A 16,559-nucleotide genomic window follows, 5' to 3' on the forward strand; every position below is an offset into this window, starting at 1 on the left:
CCGCCGCGGCGGCTCGCAGGGCACGACCAAGACCGGTGGCATCCGCCGCATCCCGATCCATCCCGAGTTGCTGCCCGTGCTGAAAGGGCTGCCACGCAAGACCGACCGCGTCTTCACCCGCTCGCCGTCGCAGTTTGATCCCGAAGGTATCGAACCGCTCAATGTCAGCAAGTGCCTCAACCGCCTCCGCGTGGCGGCCAAGACGCTGAAGCTGGCCGAGAACCAGCGGTTCAAGCTGCACAGTTTTCGCCACTTCTTCTGCTCGCAGCTTGCCAAGGGCGGCGCGCCTGAGCGCTACGTCCGCGGTCTGCTGGGCCACCGCGACAGCACGGTGACGGATCTGTACTTCTCGCTCTACGACGATGCCGCTCTCGACGCGGTGAAGCGGATCCAGATTCCGCCGCACAAGAAATCTTGAAGATTAAAGAAGGAGTCCGCGCATGCACTCAGTACTTAAGACTAACGACCATGAGTCCGCCCAAGCCGCAGCAACCTCCGCCCCTGTTGGGCGATGCCGCAAATCCAAGGGCCTCATGGCGGGCGCGATGACTGCGCGCCCGATGTCGGTCGAGGCGGAACGTCATTTTCAAGCGGCTCTGCAGCGCATCGTTGCCGACATCGTTCAGAAGAATCTGCAGAGTCGCGGGGAGATTGAGAAATGAGAGACCAAAGACTTCATGGGAAGAGGTACATCGCGCTCGTGCGCTGCAGTACCAAGGGGCAGGCTGATACGAGCATCGATGACCAGCTGCGTCTGGTCCGCCGATTCGCTGCGGAGAACGGCATGGTCGAGGTCGATGTGGTTCGCCTTGAGGGCGTTTCTGGATCGATCGCGGAGAATCTTGACCGCGTCATCGCCAGTCTAATTAAGAGAAAGACCGAGGCGAACGACTTCGACATCGTCGTCGTTCAAGACGCGAGCAGATTCAGCCGCGCCGGTGCGGGCCATAGCGCAAAGCTGCGATACGACTTGGAGCGCGTCGGGATTCAAGTCGTCTCAGCGCTGGGGCATGCGCCGATGGGAGATTTCGGCGAGGTCAAAGACGCGCTCGACGCCGTCGTCGCGAAGCAGCAGGCCAAGTCGATCGCTATGGGCGTCGCTCGCGGATCGCAGTCGGCCCTCGAATCGGGCCGCAAGGCCCATTGCTCGATCTCGCCATTTGCGATCGACAAGTTGTACGTCTCTGAAGACGGTCGGCCGCTGCATGTCGTTCGTACCAACTACGCGGACGGGACGCAGGTCCGACTGCATCCGACGACCGGCGAGGCCTTGGACCGCTACGGCCGCAATCAGGCCTCGGGCGCGCCTGCGCATTACCGCAAGCAGAAGCATGAGCGCGTTCGCCTCATCCCTGGCGAGCCCGCCGCGGTCGAGGTCGCTCGCTCTATCTACCGACGCTACTTCAGCGACAAGGTCGGCTACTGGACGATCGCCAAGGACCTCAACGATCGAGGCGTTCCATCGCCGACGGGCAAGGGCTGGAGCCTCTCGACGGTCAAGGCCATCATCGACAACCCAACCTATTCGGGCCGCGGCATCGCCAACCGCTCGACCATGGCTCTGTACTACGCCCGCGCGGCGGACCAGCCCTCTGAGGCGCCCAAGGCCCGCCGAACCGCGAGCGGCCGTCCCGCGCAGACAATGCGCCCCTCATCGGAATGGATCGTCGTCGAGTATCCCGACTTGGCGGAGCTCTTGCCTGCGGACCTGCGACTGCTCGCTACTGAGCATCATCAACGCATCCTTGATGACCTCAAGAACGGGCGAGAGAGCACCGCGCGCGACAAGCATCATGGGTCCGACTTCCTCCTCAAGGGGATCTTGAAGACCGTCGACGGCCAGTCCATGACCGGACGCCGCAAGGGTCGCCATGGCGAGGCTCGCTACTACGCCGTCAGCAAGTCCTTGAGCAATCCGACCAGCGACAAGGTTGCTCGCCGCATGGTCCCGGCCGAGCCGCTGGAAGCGACCGCGCTCTACCTGGCGAAATGCCTCATCCTTTCGATGCCCGGGCTGCGAGACGAGATCGCGGCCGAGTACAAGGCCGCCGTCCGCCGCCGCGCCGGCGACGGTCAGGATCGAGAGGCGCTGGCTGCCGAGGTCCGTCGCCTCGACCGCCGCATCGCCGTCGCCCTCGACGAGTTCGATGGGGAGGATGAGTCGGCCGTCCGCGCCAAGCTCGCCGAACTGAAAGCCGCGCGCCGCGAGGCGGCGCAGCGTCTGAGAGCGATGGCGACGCCGGCCGCGCTGTCTGATTCCGACGTCGAGAAGTTCGTCGATGCCGTCATCGATGTCCAAGTCGAACAGGCGGAGGCGTTGCGAGAACTGCCCGCCGCGCATCTGCGCGAACTGCTGGCGACGTTCATCGAGAGCATGACCGTTGATCTGGCGACGATGAAGGTCGAGATGGTCGCCCGCATCCCCCTCTGGGCCAGCGGATCGGCCGCCAAGGCCTCGGAAGCGATGGGCCTCGACTGCACCTCGGTATACAAAGCCGTAGCCGAGGCCCATCCGCTGGCGAGCGCGGAACGCCGACTCTGGTTCGTCGTTCCGCCGCAGCGTCTGCGTCGGCGCGCGGCATGATCAGAGGTACCTCCCTTCAAAGACTGCCCGAAACGCAGCCTCGACCGCCGATGGGTCGTAGGTTGCGCCGCTGGGCAGAATGACCTTCGAGCGCGGCGGGGACGGCCCGCCGCGTTTCACTTCAATAACGAGGACCTGGCCGGCGCCGCCGCCTCGGCGCTGCTGCACGAGCCACTGACCTGGCTCCTCCGGTGCCGAGTCGCCATCACGCACGAACGCCACGATGTCGCCCCGCTTGTCCCGTGCGGCGGGCATCTCCAGCGCGATGGCCTCGGCCACGGCATCGAGGTTGAGCGTCACCATGCCCACCACCTCGCACTGGTTGGGGTCGGCGTCGAAGGAGAAGTCCTCTCGCCAGCGGTACACCAGCAGCGAGAGCGAGCGGCCCTTGGGGTTTGAAGCCAATGGGGTGCGGCCGCGGGACTCCGCGGCGAACTTGTCCATGAACTTCCCGAGCGGGTGCTGGGGGTGCTTTGCAAAGGCGTCCCACATGCGACGCTGGGAGTCTGAACCCACTGCGACCGAGCCACCCTCCCACTGACTGATCAAACCCTGGCTCACGCCGACCGCCGCGGCGAAATCGGCCTGGTTCATGGCGAGGAGCTTTCGGTACGCCCGCACGGCGGCTCCAGTGATGGGCCTCGGCTGCTGTTTGCTCGACATCGGGTGCTCTCCGCTGTGGATCAGATTGCGTTTTTGCAAGCTGATCACTTTGTTTCAGAATCTCGCGCGGAATTCCGCGCCGCGCTCTTGACGGCCTTATCCGTCGAGGGGTAATTAGACGGCTAATACGGCTGCTTGTCAAGGCCTGTGGCCAAAGAACCCGTCAAACTGGGAGAATCGCATGAAGATCGAAGACCGTCGTCGTCAGAACGTGGCCATCTCGGAACTCACCCAGGCCCTCACCCTCACCAAGCTCGCCTCCCGCAGCCTGATCGACCTCTACGAGCGTCATCCCAAGCACCGCGGCTCGCTCAAGCAATTCGTCGAGGTGTACAACCGCTGGTTCAGCGAGCAGTGGGACACGCTGGTGGCCGTGACCGACCCCAGCGAGCGTTGCACGTACAACATCTCCGTGGAGGTGAAGCCGACCTCGCAGGAGTTGGTCCGCACGGTCGTCAAGCTCGAAGAGCAGGTGCAGGAGGTGGTCATGCACATCCAGCAGCTGGTCCATGAGAATCCCGAGATGGTGCCGTGGGGCGCGAAGCTGGTGTCCGGGCTGTGGAACGCGGCGAACCACTGCCGCCAGAGCTACGGCCGCACGCAGATCACGCTCCGCCATCAGGCTCGCCTTGAAAAGCTCGGTAAGCCCGACCCGGTTGGTGTCGAAGTCGGCGAGCCGACGCGTCCGATAGAGCCGCCGCAGCGCGTGGACGCCGAGGTCGCTGCGTGGATGGCTGAGAACCCGGCGGATGCCATCCTGCCGCCCAGCGGTCCCGAGGACTTCGTCTTCAAGCACGGCGACGGCACGGTGACGCGTCTGCGCGACCTCGCGCCGGCGTACGAAGCGGGGCTCATCGACCGCCCGTGGGCGCCGATCACCACCAACTGGGAACTCGATCTCATCCACGACCTGATCCTCGTGCGTGCCAGCGCCGACAACGTCTACCGCGTCTCGGACGTCCATCTCAACTGGTGGCTCAAGCCGCTCAAGGCGTTGGTCAAGACGCTTGATCCCGATGCGTTGCTTCTGACCGCCAAGGCGCAGCTCGCGAGCATGATGTCCGCGCAGCCCATGCTCGTGACCTCGCTTGGCAATGAGCGCGGCGGAGGCTGGATGCTGACCCACGCCGGCCGCGTCATCGTCGAGGAGAAGCTGCTGCCGCAGTGGCCGACGTTCAACGGCAACGGGGGTGGTCAGTGAGCTTCGTCCAAGACGCAAAGATCCTGTTGACCGAGCCATCGCGTGTGAAGTGGGAGACGGCGTGCATGCTGCTCAACCTCGTCAAGCGCGACTCGCAGCACTCGCGCAAGGCGTACGACCAGGCCGTCGAACTGTCGGAGTATCTCCGTGCGTGGTACGAGCGCGGCTGTGAGGCGGTGGGCCGCAGCGTGATGCAGAAGCAGTACGGCCGCGTGGAACTGCCCTACGTGAAGCTCAAGTTGAAGCCTCCGAAGGAACGCCTGCGCCCCAGTATTCCGCCGACCCGCAAGCCGCTCCCGGCGAAGGACCACCCGTCGTACTTGGAGTTGATGCGTTGGCTCGACACGCACGAGAATCTCCGCGCCACGTTCGCCTACGCGCCCCGGTTCCGCATGAAGAATCCGATCGACCTGGCGTTCCACATCCCATACTGCGGCGGCGCCCTCCGCGGCATCCCGCTGGCCGACATGTACCGCGGCGAGATGATCGATCGCTCGGAGTGGCAAACCGAGTCGGGCGACTGGGAGCGCGACCTGATGGAGGACATGGTGCTCTTCCAGATCTTCCACCGCCCCGGCATCCGCACCCGCACCATCCTGCGCTTGAACCGCCGCCTTGCTGGGTTCATGCGCGAGCGCACCGAGATGATCATCGAGATCAACCTGTTCTCCCACCTCCTCGAACTCCGCAAGGCCGGGCGCATCGAGGAGATCCGCCCGGGGCGGTGGCACATCAACCCGTGGTGGTCAACGGCGGTGGCGAAGTTGAGCGAGGCGTGGGTGGAGAGATCGTTGAAGGCGTGAAGGGTGCGCCGAAGTGCCTAGCCAAGCAGCCGTTAGGCAATTCCTCGGCGACGTCTCCGTCGAAGTACAATGGCATGATGAAGGTGGAGATCTGCATGAACGAGCAACAAGCCAAAGCCCTTGCCGAAGTGTTCAGCGGGGAGGCGTGGGACAGCGGTGGCGGTATCTGGCTCGCCGCGTACTGGCGGGGCGACGGGAAGTACATGGTGTTCTCCGGCGATGCCCTATGCGAGTACGACAGCGAGGAAGACTTCGACGAAGCCCGGGCCGCCAAGACCATCGTGCTCGCCAGCGGCGACGAGGAGTGCTGGGTTGTCGTCGACACCGAGGGAAACACGTTCTATCGCAATGCCGACTTGAAGACTGGTTGGCGCTTTCGCGAAGACGCTGAGCATGAGGCGAAGGGGCTACAGAGCCGAACGGGAGAGCGGTATGTCGCCGTGGAATGGACCGGCCACGGCTAGAGCTTGATTCCGCTGGACAGGGCACTTGCTCCGGGGGTTCCCGAGACCTCCCGGCCACTATCTCAGTTGTCCATCACCGAATTGGAGCAGATCGAACCACTCTGAATGAAATCGATAGACGGGTGCGCCGGGCGCAGGATCGGATTTGCAGACCGCAAGACGCCAGGAAGGAAAGCCGGTGCATTGTCCAATACACTGGGCCCAGAGAGGCTAAACTGCACCAGAATCGAGCTTTGGAGCAATCTGGATGAGCCGTGGCGAGACAACATGAGCGAACGATTACTCTCAGTTGACGAATTGGCCGTGTTTCTCGGTGTCAAGCGCGACACCGTCTACAAGTTGATCGACCGCAACAATCTGCCCGCGCTCAAGGTCGGCCGCCTCTGGAAGTTCCGCCAGCCCGAGATCGACGCGTGGCTGGACAAGCAATCGGGTCGTCCGCGCGCCGGTGCCGGCTCGCGTCACGCGAGCAGGAGAGGCGCATGAACACCGACCCGCCGGCACCGGCGAAGTCATCGCAGGCGGGAAACTTCGTAGACCTGTTCGCGGGCTGCGGCGGCCTTTCCCTCGGGCTCATGTCAGCCGGCTGGAACGGCCTCTTTGCAGTCGAGCGCGACGCGATCGCGTTCGAGACGCTCAAGCACAATCTGGTTGATGGGCAAGTTAACTGCCCGTTTCGCTACGCGTGGCCAGACTGGCTTGAGAAGACCCCGATCGAAATCAGCCACTTCATTAAGAAGCACCAAGATGAACTTGCCGCCATGAGGGGCACGGTTGACCTCCTCGCGGGTGGCCCGCCGTGTCAGGGCTTCTCGCTCGCGGGCCGCAGGAAGCGGAACGATCCTCGCAACGAGCTCTTCAAGCACTACATCACGCTGGTCAACGTGCTGCAACCGTCGTTCGTGCTTCTCGAAAACGTGAAGGGCATCTCCGTCGCGTTCAAGAATGGGGTGAAGAACAAGAAGCGACGCGGCCGACCGCCCCAGCCGTTCTCGGAGAAGATCAAGGCCCGGTTGGACAAGGCCGGGTACCGCGTCTTCACGAAGCTCGTGCATGGCACGGATGTCGGCGTGCCGCAGTTTCGCCCTCGTTACATCATGCTCGCCATCAAGAAGCCCCTGTTGAAGGACCTCACCGATTTTGATCCCTTCAAGGACTTCGAAACCCGCCGCAAGAAGTTCCTTCAGCACAAGGGGCTGCCCGCCGACAAACCGGTGACCGTCAAGCAGGCGATCTCCGATTTGGCGAGAGAGAAGAACAGGATCATCGAGTGCGTAGATTCCAAGGGGTTCAAGCAGATCGAGTACAAGCACCCGCTAAGTACTTACCAACGCCTACTGCACGGCACGCTCAACGGGACTGCTCCCAACAGCCTTCGCCTCGCGCGACACGGCGACGAGGTGACCACGCGCTTCAAGAACATCCTCTCCACATGCCGAAAGGGCGTGCAGTTGTCCGCGACCGACCGGAAGCGATTTGACCTCAAGAAGCAGTGCGTCGTTCCGCTGCACCCGGACAAGCCTTCTCACACGCTGACGACGTTGCCCGACGATTTTCTGCACTACTCGGAACCCCGCATCCTCACAGTGCGCGAGTACGCTCGGCTCCAGTCTTTCCCAGACTGGTACGACTTCAAGGGGAAGTACACGACCGGCGGGGATCGGCGGTTGCGCGAGTGCCCTAGGTACACGCAAGCCGGTAATGCTGTGCCACCGTTCCTCGCGGAAGTTGTCGGTGAACTGATTGCCGATTTGAAGCGCAACCTCGGGTTGCCGGAGGCACCATGCCAGCAAACCTGAATCCACACGTCGTGGACCTGTTGACGTGGCATGGCCACTCGGCCGGTGGTGTGCACGTTCCCTTCCAACCGCGCCCAAACCCCGTCGGCCAAATCATCGAAACCGCGCTCGTCCGCCGCCTTAGGACCCTCGCGACCGAAATCGCAGCGAGCGCGCAGTCAAAACCACGATGGATTTTCCTTGTCGGCGGCCCGGGAAACGGCAAGTCCGAAACGGTCCAGGACTTTCTTACTCACCTCGACACGGCTCTCGGCGCCGGCGGCGGCCTCACCGACGCGCTCCGGCAGCAGTTCTCACGCCCCGGCCTCTTGCCCCGAAAGGTCGAAATCCGGACCGCTGACCTGGCGCGAGGTGCCACGGAATTTGCCGCCAAGGTGGCGCGCCTCATCGTGGTCCAGGACGCGACCGCGACCGAATCCGCAAACGGCAACGCCGCGGCTGAACTTGCCGATGACCTCGCGGACTTGTTCACGTATCCAGCGACGCCGCCGCTGCCCGTCTTCGTCGCCTGCGCGAACCGCGGCCTGCTGGCGCGCGCGATGAACGAGGCGGTGAGAGCCTACGGTCCGACCAATGTGGTCACGCGTCTGCTTGCGAGCGTCATCCAGGCGTCGAGCCTCGGGCATGAAACTCTGGCCGGCCGAAAGCGATGCTGGCCGCTGGACGACGAACGCTTCGCGTGTTGGCCGCTTGACGTAGAGAGCCTACTAGCGGATGGGCAAGGGCCAAGTCCATTCGAGGTGACGCTTCGGCAGGCGGTGGATGCCACACGGTGGGAGACGGCCGGCCGTTGCCAGGATTGCACGTCGAGAGCATCGTGCCCGTTTCGCCAAAACGCCGAGTGGCTCCGGGCCGATGCACAGCGCGCCAACCTGCACACGCTTCTTCGGCGCGGAGAACTCGCCCGCGGCCAGCGCTGGAATTTCCGCGACGCGTTCTCGCTTGCCGCGGAACTCCTTGTCGGACAGTGGAGTGACTTCGAGCCTGCGAACCATCCATGCCAGTGGGTTCACCAGCACAATGCCGCCACCGGCACCGCCGCGGCCGACGCTCGAAGCGTCTTCTCGCTCGCGTCGCAGCTTTATCCCAACGCGATGTTCCGCGGCGGAGAAGCTCGCCAGACTGCCAGCGCCTTCCTTGAGCAGCGAACCGTGACAGCGCAGCTGCAACCGCTCACCCAGGCGCTCACCGCCGCCATCGCCATCGGCGACAGTCGCGCCTCGTCCAAGCCCATCCGCGACACCTTGTTGCGCGACTACGCGCGGCTTGACCCGGCAACCTATACTCCCGTCGATCCCGTGCACGCGCTTCGCGTCATCGAAGACGCATTTTGCCAATCGGTAGAGCAAGGCCGATCGGCGTTCCAGGCGTCCGCGCCGTCACCGCTGGAGGATCGCCTTCTCGCCCTCTTGGAGAAGGCCGAGGACGAGTGGGACACGCTTGGACGCGAGTCGGCGACGGCAATCGCCGCCGTTTGCCTGATCCGCAAGATCTCCGCGATGATCGCCAAACGGAGCGCCGGGCTTCGCTTCGGACACCACGCGCTGGACGAGTACCTCGCGGACTACGAGGCGTCGCTTCGCGACGTGACACGGCTAGCGGCGGTGCGAGGCGCGCTGCAACCGCTGCTCGGAGAAACGGTGCCGCGGTTCAACATGCTGGAGATTCTCGGCCAACCCACGGCAGATCGTCAGCCGCTGGTGAGCCTTCAGGGGCAAGGCCCCGGCATCCGCCCAATCGCGGCACCGGTCGGGACCCCGACCACTCCCGGCCACGACGTGCCGTGCATCGAGTTCACAAGCCTCAACTACCGCATTCCCCTGACGTTTGATTTCTTCATGGCGATCCGCCTGCGAAAGGAAGGCTGCGCCGGGAGCAGCCTACCGGCCGGAGTTCGCGCCGCGATCGACCGGGTCCGCCACAGGATTGCAGGTGGCCTGTGCCGCGCGGACGACCTCTTTGTTGACGGTCGCGCGTCCATCAAGCTGCCCGCCAACCAGAAACTGACGCTCCCCGTTGCGGCGGGACAGCCCACTATCGTGCCTGAATAGCTAGGAGTTCCATGCAGGTCCAGGATTTCGAGAGCGAGCCCACGAAGAAACGGCACCCCTCCTACGAGGGATCGCTGCTATACACCACCGCGCCGGAGTGGTCAACGGGCGAGGTTCTACTTGCGGCTGCATGTCGCCGGCTGGTACTGGGCGTGAACGAGAGCACGATTGACTTGGAGAACATCGCACGCACGCCCGCCTCGATGCCAGCGGGAGTGGGAGGCCGCGAAGTGTGGATGCCACTTCTCACCGAGCGAGGTGGCATCGCGAGCCCACTTCGCCACGGCCAGTTCAGCCCCACGGCGTCCCGGCAGCTGATGCCGATCGTCCCGACCATCGCGCGGATTGCCGGCGTGCTCGGCAAGCGCCCGAGGAGCCGGTGGAACCCGTCCAACTTGTTGCTGGAGACTATCGGTGCGGGGCTAGGCAAAGCGGACGGCGAGGCACTGGTTGTCGCTCTCGGCGAGGCGCTGGAAGTAGCACCGACCGACGACGTGTTTGCACGCTACGTGGAGGATGCTCTGCGGCAGGGCCTGCAGGGCGTAGACCCGGTCCCGGTGACACCCGCGCCTTTCCGGCAGATTGCACTTGGTGACGACGTGCTGCGGGCACGCCGCGTGGCAACCACCCCGCCACCGCGGCTCAGCCCGGCCGAGCGGTTTTGCACCGACCTTCCCGCGGTGCTCGCGATCAAACCGTCGCTCACCCGTCGCCAGTGGACGGTGTTGCTCGAAGCCATGCTTCGCCTTGGTCTCGGTATGCACGTGCTTTGGACCTGCAACGCAAACATCCTGGCATGGGAGCAGGTGCTCGCCGTCGCCTCGGGAGGCACCCCGCCATCGGCGCCGGCGGTCGAGTTGGCGATCTGGGAAACGCACGACGAGGCAAGGCCGCTCCTCGAACTCGGCGCGGACGCGGAGTCCCTCGTCGAGCGCATGATCGAGTTGTACGCCTACGCGAGGACCGGGCTGAACTTACTTCTCTGCCGACTGGACGACGCCGGCGTCTCCTGGGCGCCCACTGTTCCGATCGGTTTCAGCACGATGCCACAGAAAAGCGCCCCCGTCGCGCTCGCAGAGTTTCTCGCCCATGTGCACGCGAACCGGCAAGCGATCGACGCGGGCGATGCAGGGCAGTGGTTGCGAGCCAAGGTCGGGGGCCTGTTCGACAGTCGAGAGGATCTCCGGGCACTTGCCCAGTGCGACTCGGGCTACACCAAGAACTTGTTCGAGTTTGCCCGTCACAGCCTCGGCCAAGTCAAGGCGAAGGACCCCGACCAGCGTTGCTACGACCTGTCTTACCTGCTGGCCTACGCGGACGAGCGCAAGCCCCTCCCGGTGCAGCCCGGCCCCGCCATGCTTGTGGCTCTGGTGCACGCGTGCTGCTCTGCGAACCCGGCAATCCCGGTGAGCCTCGACGATTTCAGGCGACATCTCGGGGACTATGGGCTTCGCGTCCCGGCTGGCGAACTGGTGCATGGCAAAACGGGCCGAGACCTTTCCATGCTGGGCCTGGTCGTGGATAGCCCCGACGCGGCCGGTGGTAGGTTGCTGGTCAGACCATTTTGAAGCTTGAAAGAGCGAAGAGGATCCCTGGATGCGCGCCCTTGCAGAATGCTTGAAGACCTACGCCGAGCAGCACTTCAGCGCGGCGATTGCGCGCGATCCCAACGGCCCGGTTCGTCCGGTCATGGTGGGGCCTCCTGACTCGGCGATCCGCGAGCTCTTTTCCATCCTGACAAGCGCGGGGCAACACGATTGGCATCTCGTGCCTGGCACGCCGGCGCGCGACGTGGTAGTGCTTCTGGTAGACCCGGGGGCACCCGCGGCAGGCACGGGGCTCTCGCAGGTTTGTGGTTGGGACTACGCGGTCTCCATCAGGAACAGCCGGCCCCGCGTCCTCATACTTGCCAGCCGCCGGTCGTGGGATAATCGCCCGGAGTCGCTTGCAAACACGACCGAGACGATCGGCCAGATCGGGTCTACACGTGCCGGAGACGATCCGCTGCAGGCCCATCTAACCGGTGCCGTCGCGACGCGACTGGCCCTTCAAGAGCCTCAGGCCCGGGACCTCTTGCGCCTTGTCCGTACCGAGTCCTCGCACTTGGAACCCGCCGCGCGCGACGCCATGACCTGGGAGGTCATCGACCGGCTGTTATCCACCGTGCCCGGGCCGTCCGGCGTCGATGCTGCCTGCCGCGCAGCCGGCCTTCCAGTGCTGGGTGCCAGCGGCGCGGGCTTTCGGGGCGCGTACGACACCCTTGCCGGCCTGGGCAAGTTCGTCGCTACCGAGGGACTTCGCGACGCCATCGACCAGATGAAGGCAACCGCTGCGGCACAGCAACACGGCATCGGGAACAGCCTTGACTCCCTGTATACGCACCTGTCCGCAAGCCTGTTCTCACCAACGCTGCTCCAGACAGCGCCCTCCAGGTACTACCGCGTAACCACGCCGTCCCCGTCCTGGTACGACGCGCTGACCACTCCTGTCCTTGCCGAAATACTCGCCGAGCTTGACCAGGGACCGCAGCAAGGCCGTCTAGCTCTGGCTTGCACGAACGGGCTAGCAGGCGCGAGCCCGGTGCGAAAGGGACCATTTGTCGTCACCACAACCGCGGAACTCCAGGCCTCCGCCGCGCAGGGTGCCGTTCCGGGTCCCCTCTCATTCACACGCAAGGTAGACCGCGCGCAACCGGTAGCCGTGCCGCCGCTCGCAATGGACCCGTCGCGGGTGTCCGATGCCGCGGCCCCGGCCCACCGCAAGCCCCTAACGTACAAAGTCGAGGCGAACAACTTCCGCGCTGGCACAGTGGACGTGATCGTGCTGCAGTCGTTCGCCTGCGGTGGCTTGGTTGTTGCACGCGACGCGGAGCGGAACGGGCTGCCCGTGCATGCTGCCCGTAGCGGCGCGTGGACGCAGGAACTCAGCCTCTCCAGGGGCGGAAACACAGACCTCACCGTCTTTCATGTCGATTCCGTTACCCATGTCAGTGTTGGCCGACCGGGCGAGGCGCCCCAGATCCAGGCCACGGCAGCCGGTGCCTGGTCAACGGTGATCACCGTTGACGTGGAAGACAACGACACTTTCACGGTAACTCTCACCAATCAGGCCGGAACGACGGTCGGCGAATGGACCCTGCTCGTCACCGTTCAGGACATCGCCGACGTGGCCAGTTCGCGGCTGGCGGCTTTGATCCGCGAGCACCGCGAACCGAAGCGCAAGTGCATACCCCATGCGCCGGACAACGCGATCCACCGTCTGGAGTTGGGTTCGTACCTCGGAGCGGCGGATAGCTGGCGTCCCGTTATCGCGTGCTGGACCTCCGAGGGTGCGGGCGTCCGCGTTGTTGACTGGACCGCGTCGCGCTCCCTGGGCGATGTCACGCCGCAGATTGATCCACGGCCGGCCATCACGCCGCCGCCCGCCTTGCTTGCTGCCCGCGAAGCAGTGCGAACGGTTCTCAATCAGGAGCAGCGGTGCATTTCCGAGATCGACCTCGGCAACGCAGCCCTTGCCCCGCTTGTCTCGGAGTACCTTCGCCAGTATCACGACTGGCTGGCTCAGGATGCCTCAGCCGCGGGCTGGCTAGACGTAATGGCGATTCACACGGCCGAGTGGAATGCTCAGGCCGGTCGCCACGTGGCAACCGACGAGCCCGTCGTGATTCTCCTGTCACCCCTTCACCCGTTGCGGCTCGCCTGGCATGCCACCGCGCAGCGACAACTAGCGGACTCGCTCGCCCACCCCTGCCCCGGCGCGGGGTTGTTGAGCCCGGCGCACTGCCCGGACGCGGCCCTGTTGCAACTGTGGGATGGCCACGCTTTGAAGCCGCGCGCGTTCTTCTCGCTGCCATGCGAGCATCCCCACTGGGCCGTGCTCATTAACACCGCGTATCTTGACAGGCCCGTCCCGCGCGCGGAGGCGATGCGCCGCCTATTCGACCTTGGTTTGCAAGTGCAGGCCATCACGGGAGGCTTCACCGCCCAGCAAACAGAAGACAGCCTCGACGAGGTCAACCGCCTGCTCCCCGCCCGCGCGACGCTTCGCGTGGGGATCGTCGGCGATGCCGAGACATCCAGCGAGTGCGGAGACGGGGTTTTTCGCTGGAGCAAGGCGCAGCACTCGCAGGACTTCGTTAACCCATCGAACAGCCTGCGCGTGGAGGTCTTTGACACCAGGGGCGCTAGCGACCCGTCGCCCGAAGAGCTTGCCGACCTTTCAGAGATTACCGGCGAGCGGGCGCGGTGGTTCAAGCTTCATCCCGCGGCGCAAGTTCCCAAGCTCGACCTCACAATCATCGACCAGCTTGGAGCCCGGTCGCACGAGGCGGTCGCCGGCGGGACCCGGTCGGCCACGACTCCTGGCGTCCTCTATAGGGCACGCATCCGCGAGGACTTCCACGACGCGAGGTCCATCCTGGAGTCACGCGTGTCCACGACGCGTCTCGCGGGAAACGATCTTCCATCGCTTTTGTCGCGTACGGTCCAGCAGTACGAGCAACTGGTCAACGCCGACGCGCAACACACACACTTCCGGTTTACGCCGAATCAGGACGCCGTAGGAAGCAGGTTACGCGACGCCATTTTCCTCTCGCTCACGTCGAATCAGGTCGATCCCGCGTGCATCGTGCGCGGCACCGTCTCGCAAAGCGGGTTCCTATGGGACTACGAGTTGCCCGGCGTCTTGGGCGGCGGCGAAAGTAGCCTTGGGTACTACCTCGTCGCGCAGCCGACCACGGCCATGTGCGACGCCGTTGAACACGCTGCCTCGCTCGTTGTCAACCCGCCGCCGAGTATTCCCGGCTTGCTCGAAGAAGTTTCCCGGCACGGCATCCCGATTCTCAAACGCCTCGCGAGCGGGGGGAGCCAATCGCGCGGGGAGCTCGGACTGCTCTTGGCCACCCGGCTTCTCCAGGATGCCTTCCGTCCGAACGCTACCACCGCGCGCCTTCCGGTGTGGCTAGGCAGCTGCATTCACCTTGTTCTCCCGGTGGATCCCTACGAGGACTTGTTTGACCGGCTTCGTCGCGCGTCGTTGCCCGCCTCCGCTAGTGCGCAGCGGCCCGACCTTCTGGTCGTTGCAATCCAGTTGCCCGCGGCGGCGCAACCGGTCTCGATCAAGATCACTCCCGTCGAGATCAAGTACCGCGCCACCGGCATGGCGGCAACCGACATGCGCGATGCGCTCACTCAGGCACAAACTCTGGGCGGCCTTTTGCAAGCGTTGTGGACACAGCCTCCTGCCAGCGATCTCTGGCGCACCTGCGTGAACGCGTTGCTCGCCCAGCTCCTCGACTTTGCCTTCCGCATTTACGCCGCCCACTGGCTACATCAGCACCCGAACCAGGACTGGGCGGCCGTGCACCAGCGCACCATGCAGGACGTGCTCGAAGGGACCGCCCGCATAACGGTTACAACGGCCGGCAGGCTAGTGGTGTTTGACGGCTCGCAGACAACGCGCGTTGCCGACCTGGACGGTGATCACCGTCAGGACACGATTATTGTGTCGCAAGACGATGCCCGGGCGTTGCTATCCGGTGGCACGGGAGTTTCCGTGGCAGCCGACACGGCAGTTACGCAGATGGACTTCTCGTTCCCGGGCTGCGGTGCTGCGGCGACTCCACCGGCTGCCACCGCGCCTCCTGCCGTCCCGGTTACCCCCGTGCCAACAGCGCCTCCGTTGTCGGCAACACAGGCCCCAGTTGCAATACCAGAGCTGCCGGCCGCACCAGTCCCGGCGCAGTCACTGGCCCCGACCGCGGGCCAGACCCCTGCTTCGACGGCACCAACCCGGCCATCTGCAGCGAATCTCACAGCAACTCCCGCTGCTTCTCCAACTGTCGCCGCAATCACGCCGGCGACCCAGCCCCAAGCCGGTTCGCGTGTCCCGTCTGAGGTGCGCCAGCGTGTGCGCGACGCATTCGAAGGCTTCATCGGAAACGAGCCTGCGGTAACCCGGTTGTCTAACGACCTGCTGCGGGCACTCATCGAGAATCCTCCGCACCTCGCGAAGAACTACCTCTTCACCGGCTTGCCGAGTACCGGCAAGACCGAGCTTGCCCGTCGCATGTCACGCGCTCTGGGCCTGCCGTTCGTCAAGCTGGACGGGCGCGGCGTGTCAAGCCGCGACAAGTTGTTCGAGATGGTGAACGGCGAACTCTCGTCACACAACCTCACCGCCTCGCAAGTGGGACAGCAAGTTGGCCTGCCCGTCCTGGAGTACCCGCCCCTCATCATCTTCATCGACGAGGTGCATCTGGTGCCGCGGGCACTCCAGGAAGCGTTGCTCACCATGCTCGAAGCGGCCGACCGCACGGTCGTCCTGAACGATCACGTTGCCCGCGTTCAGAGGACAACGTTCCTTTTCGCGACCACGCGCGTGTCGGACGTGGATGCCGCCTTCGCAAGCAGGTGCGACGAGATACAGCTCCGCGAGTACACGGAAGCCGAGGTCGCCCGCATTCTCCGCTGGAAGGTGCCACACGACGATTGGCCCGAACCCGTGTACGAGTCCGTCGCTCGGCTGGGCCGCCGCGTTCCGCGAATTGCCATACAGTTGGCCGAGGCGCTTGAAACGGCCGTTTTGGTCGCGGAGGAATCCAAGACGATCCTTGATCATTTGGAGGAAGTGCGGCGTGCCAGGGAGATCGACGCTCGCGGGCTCACGCGCATGGACTTCGAGTACCTCGCCATCCTTGAGCGGGCCAATGCACCCGTCGGCGAGCAGAACATCTTGAACCTCATGCGAACGGTGGACAAGGATCGCATCTTGAACGACGTGGAGCCCTTCCTCGTGCGTCTGGGCTTCATCAGGCACGGTCCGCGCGGACGCGAATTGACGAGCGAGGGCCGCGAATACCTGCTTGCCCACCGCGCGAGTGGCCGCGGCGGACCATGACTGGCCAGCGTTCGCAGAGCATCGTTGCCCGGCTCGGTCGTGAGCAATGGCGATTGCGCGCCTTTCGCCGCCTGATTCTCTCGTGGTTTCGATCGCA

Annotated in this window: 12 protein-coding genes; 11 read left to right on the top strand and 1 reads right to left on the bottom strand. The window is 64.6% G+C overall.

All coding sequences use genetic code 11. From position 1 onward, the window contains the following. From SFY69_00005 to SFY69_00015, 3 genes are all read left to right on the top strand, one after another. Positions 1-418, top strand: a 418-nt coding sequence (locus tag SFY69_00005; protein ID MDX2130419.1) for a tyrosine-type recombinase/integrase, incomplete at its 5' end; no start/stop codon positions are given. A 22-nt stretch (positions 419-440) separates the two neighbouring features. Further along, a complete protein-coding gene (locus SFY69_00010; protein ID MDX2130420.1) occupies positions 441-662 on the top strand; it encodes a hypothetical protein in 222 nt (73 codons plus the stop codon). After that, positions 659-2,584: a recombinase family protein gene (locus SFY69_00015; protein MDX2130421.1), complete on the top strand. Its 1,926-nt coding sequence runs from the start codon at positions 659-661 to the stop codon at positions 2,582-2,584. The genes SFY69_00010 and SFY69_00015 overlap by 4 nt, the downstream gene beginning before the upstream one ends. Here the strand turns inward: SFY69_00015 and SFY69_00020 are convergent, their stop codons facing one another. Continuing rightward, positions 2,585-3,247, bottom strand: coding sequence for a helix-turn-helix transcriptional regulator (locus tag SFY69_00020; GenBank protein ID MDX2130422.1), 663 nt, complete (start codon positions 3,245-3,247; stop codon positions 2,585-2,587). 181 nt (positions 3,248-3,428) lie between these two features. On the opposite strand from SFY69_00020, the gene SFY69_00025 reads away from it, so the two are divergent. The 8 genes from SFY69_00025 (at position 3,429) to SFY69_00060 (ending at position 16,462) form a co-directional block, all read left to right on the top strand. Beyond that, positions 3,429-4,448 carry a hypothetical protein gene (locus SFY69_00025; GenBank protein MDX2130423.1) on the top strand — a complete coding sequence of 340 codons (1,020 nt, stop codon included), beginning with the start codon at positions 3,429-3,431 and terminating at the stop codon, positions 4,446-4,448. Positions 4,449-4,513: 65 nt separating this feature from the next. Beyond that, positions 4,514-5,251, top strand: a complete 738-nt coding sequence (locus tag SFY69_00030; protein ID MDX2130424.1) for a hypothetical protein — start codon at positions 4,514-4,516, stop codon at positions 5,249-5,251. A gap of 74 nt (positions 5,252-5,325) precedes the next feature. Continuing rightward, entirely contained in the window at positions 5,326-5,715 is a 390-nt protein-coding gene (locus SFY69_00035) for a hypothetical protein (protein MDX2130425.1), read from the top strand. 267 nt (positions 5,716-5,982) lie between these two features. After that, positions 5,983-6,201 carry a helix-turn-helix domain-containing protein gene (locus SFY69_00040; protein ID MDX2130426.1) on the top strand — a complete coding sequence of 73 codons (219 nt, stop codon included), beginning with the start codon at positions 5,983-5,985 and terminating at the stop codon, positions 6,199-6,201. Beyond that, a complete protein-coding gene (locus tag SFY69_00045) occupies positions 6,198-7,514 on the top strand; it encodes a DNA cytosine methyltransferase (protein ID MDX2130427.1) in 1,317 nt (438 codons plus the stop codon). Before SFY69_00040 ends, SFY69_00045 begins: the two co-directional genes overlap by 4 nt. Continuing rightward, on the top strand, positions 7,499-9,565 hold the full coding sequence (locus tag SFY69_00050) for a hypothetical protein (GenBank protein ID MDX2130428.1): 2,067 nt from the start codon (positions 7,499-7,501) through the stop codon (positions 9,563-9,565). The genes SFY69_00045 and SFY69_00050 overlap by 16 nt, the downstream gene beginning before the upstream one ends. An 11-nt stretch (positions 9,566-9,576) precedes the next feature. Next, entirely contained in the window at positions 9,577-11,133 is a 1,557-nt protein-coding gene (locus SFY69_00055; GenBank protein ID MDX2130429.1) for a hypothetical protein, read from the top strand. Positions 11,134-11,161: 28 nt separating this feature from the next. Next, a complete protein-coding gene (locus SFY69_00060; protein MDX2130430.1) occupies positions 11,162-16,462 on the top strand; it encodes a Holliday junction DNA helicase RuvB C-terminal domain-containing protein in 5,301 nt (1,766 codons plus the stop codon). Positions 16,463-16,559 lie beyond the last annotated feature (97 nt).

The organism is Planctomycetota bacterium (genome assembly GCA_033763975.1).
Lineage (GTDB): Bacteria > Planctomycetota > Phycisphaerae > Phycisphaerales > UBA1924 > RI-211.

Bases quoted from the DNA above. Each gene is read 5' to 3' on its own strand.
- SFY69_00010 (MDX2130420.1), top strand. From the start codon at position 441: ATGCACTCAGTACTTAAGACTAACGACCATGAGTCCGCCCAAGCCGCA.
- SFY69_00015 (MDX2130421.1), top strand. From the start codon at position 659: ATGAGAGACCAAAGACTTCATGGGAAGAGGTACATCGCGCTCGTGCGC.
- SFY69_00020 (MDX2130422.1), bottom strand. From the start codon at position 3,247: ATGTCGAGCAAACAGCAGCCGAGGCCCATCACTGGAGCCGCCGTGCGG.
- SFY69_00025 (MDX2130423.1), top strand. From the start codon at position 3,429: ATGAAGATCGAAGACCGTCGTCGTCAGAACGTGGCCATCTCGGAACTC.
- SFY69_00030 (MDX2130424.1), top strand. From the start codon at position 4,514: ATGCTGCTCAACCTCGTCAAGCGCGACTCGCAGCACTCGCGCAAGGCG.
- SFY69_00035 (MDX2130425.1), top strand. From the start codon at position 5,326: ATGATGAAGGTGGAGATCTGCATGAACGAGCAACAAGCCAAAGCCCTT.
- SFY69_00040 (MDX2130426.1), top strand. From the start codon at position 5,983: ATGAGCGAACGATTACTCTCAGTTGACGAATTGGCCGTGTTTCTCGGT.
- SFY69_00045 (MDX2130427.1), top strand. From the start codon at position 6,198: ATGAACACCGACCCGCCGGCACCGGCGAAGTCATCGCAGGCGGGAAAC.
- SFY69_00050 (MDX2130428.1), top strand. From the start codon at position 7,499: ATGCCAGCAAACCTGAATCCACACGTCGTGGACCTGTTGACGTGGCAT.
- SFY69_00055 (MDX2130429.1), top strand. From the start codon at position 9,577: ATGCAGGTCCAGGATTTCGAGAGCGAGCCCACGAAGAAACGGCACCCC.
- SFY69_00060 (MDX2130430.1), top strand. From the start codon at position 11,162: ATGCGCGCCCTTGCAGAATGCTTGAAGACCTACGCCGAGCAGCACTTC.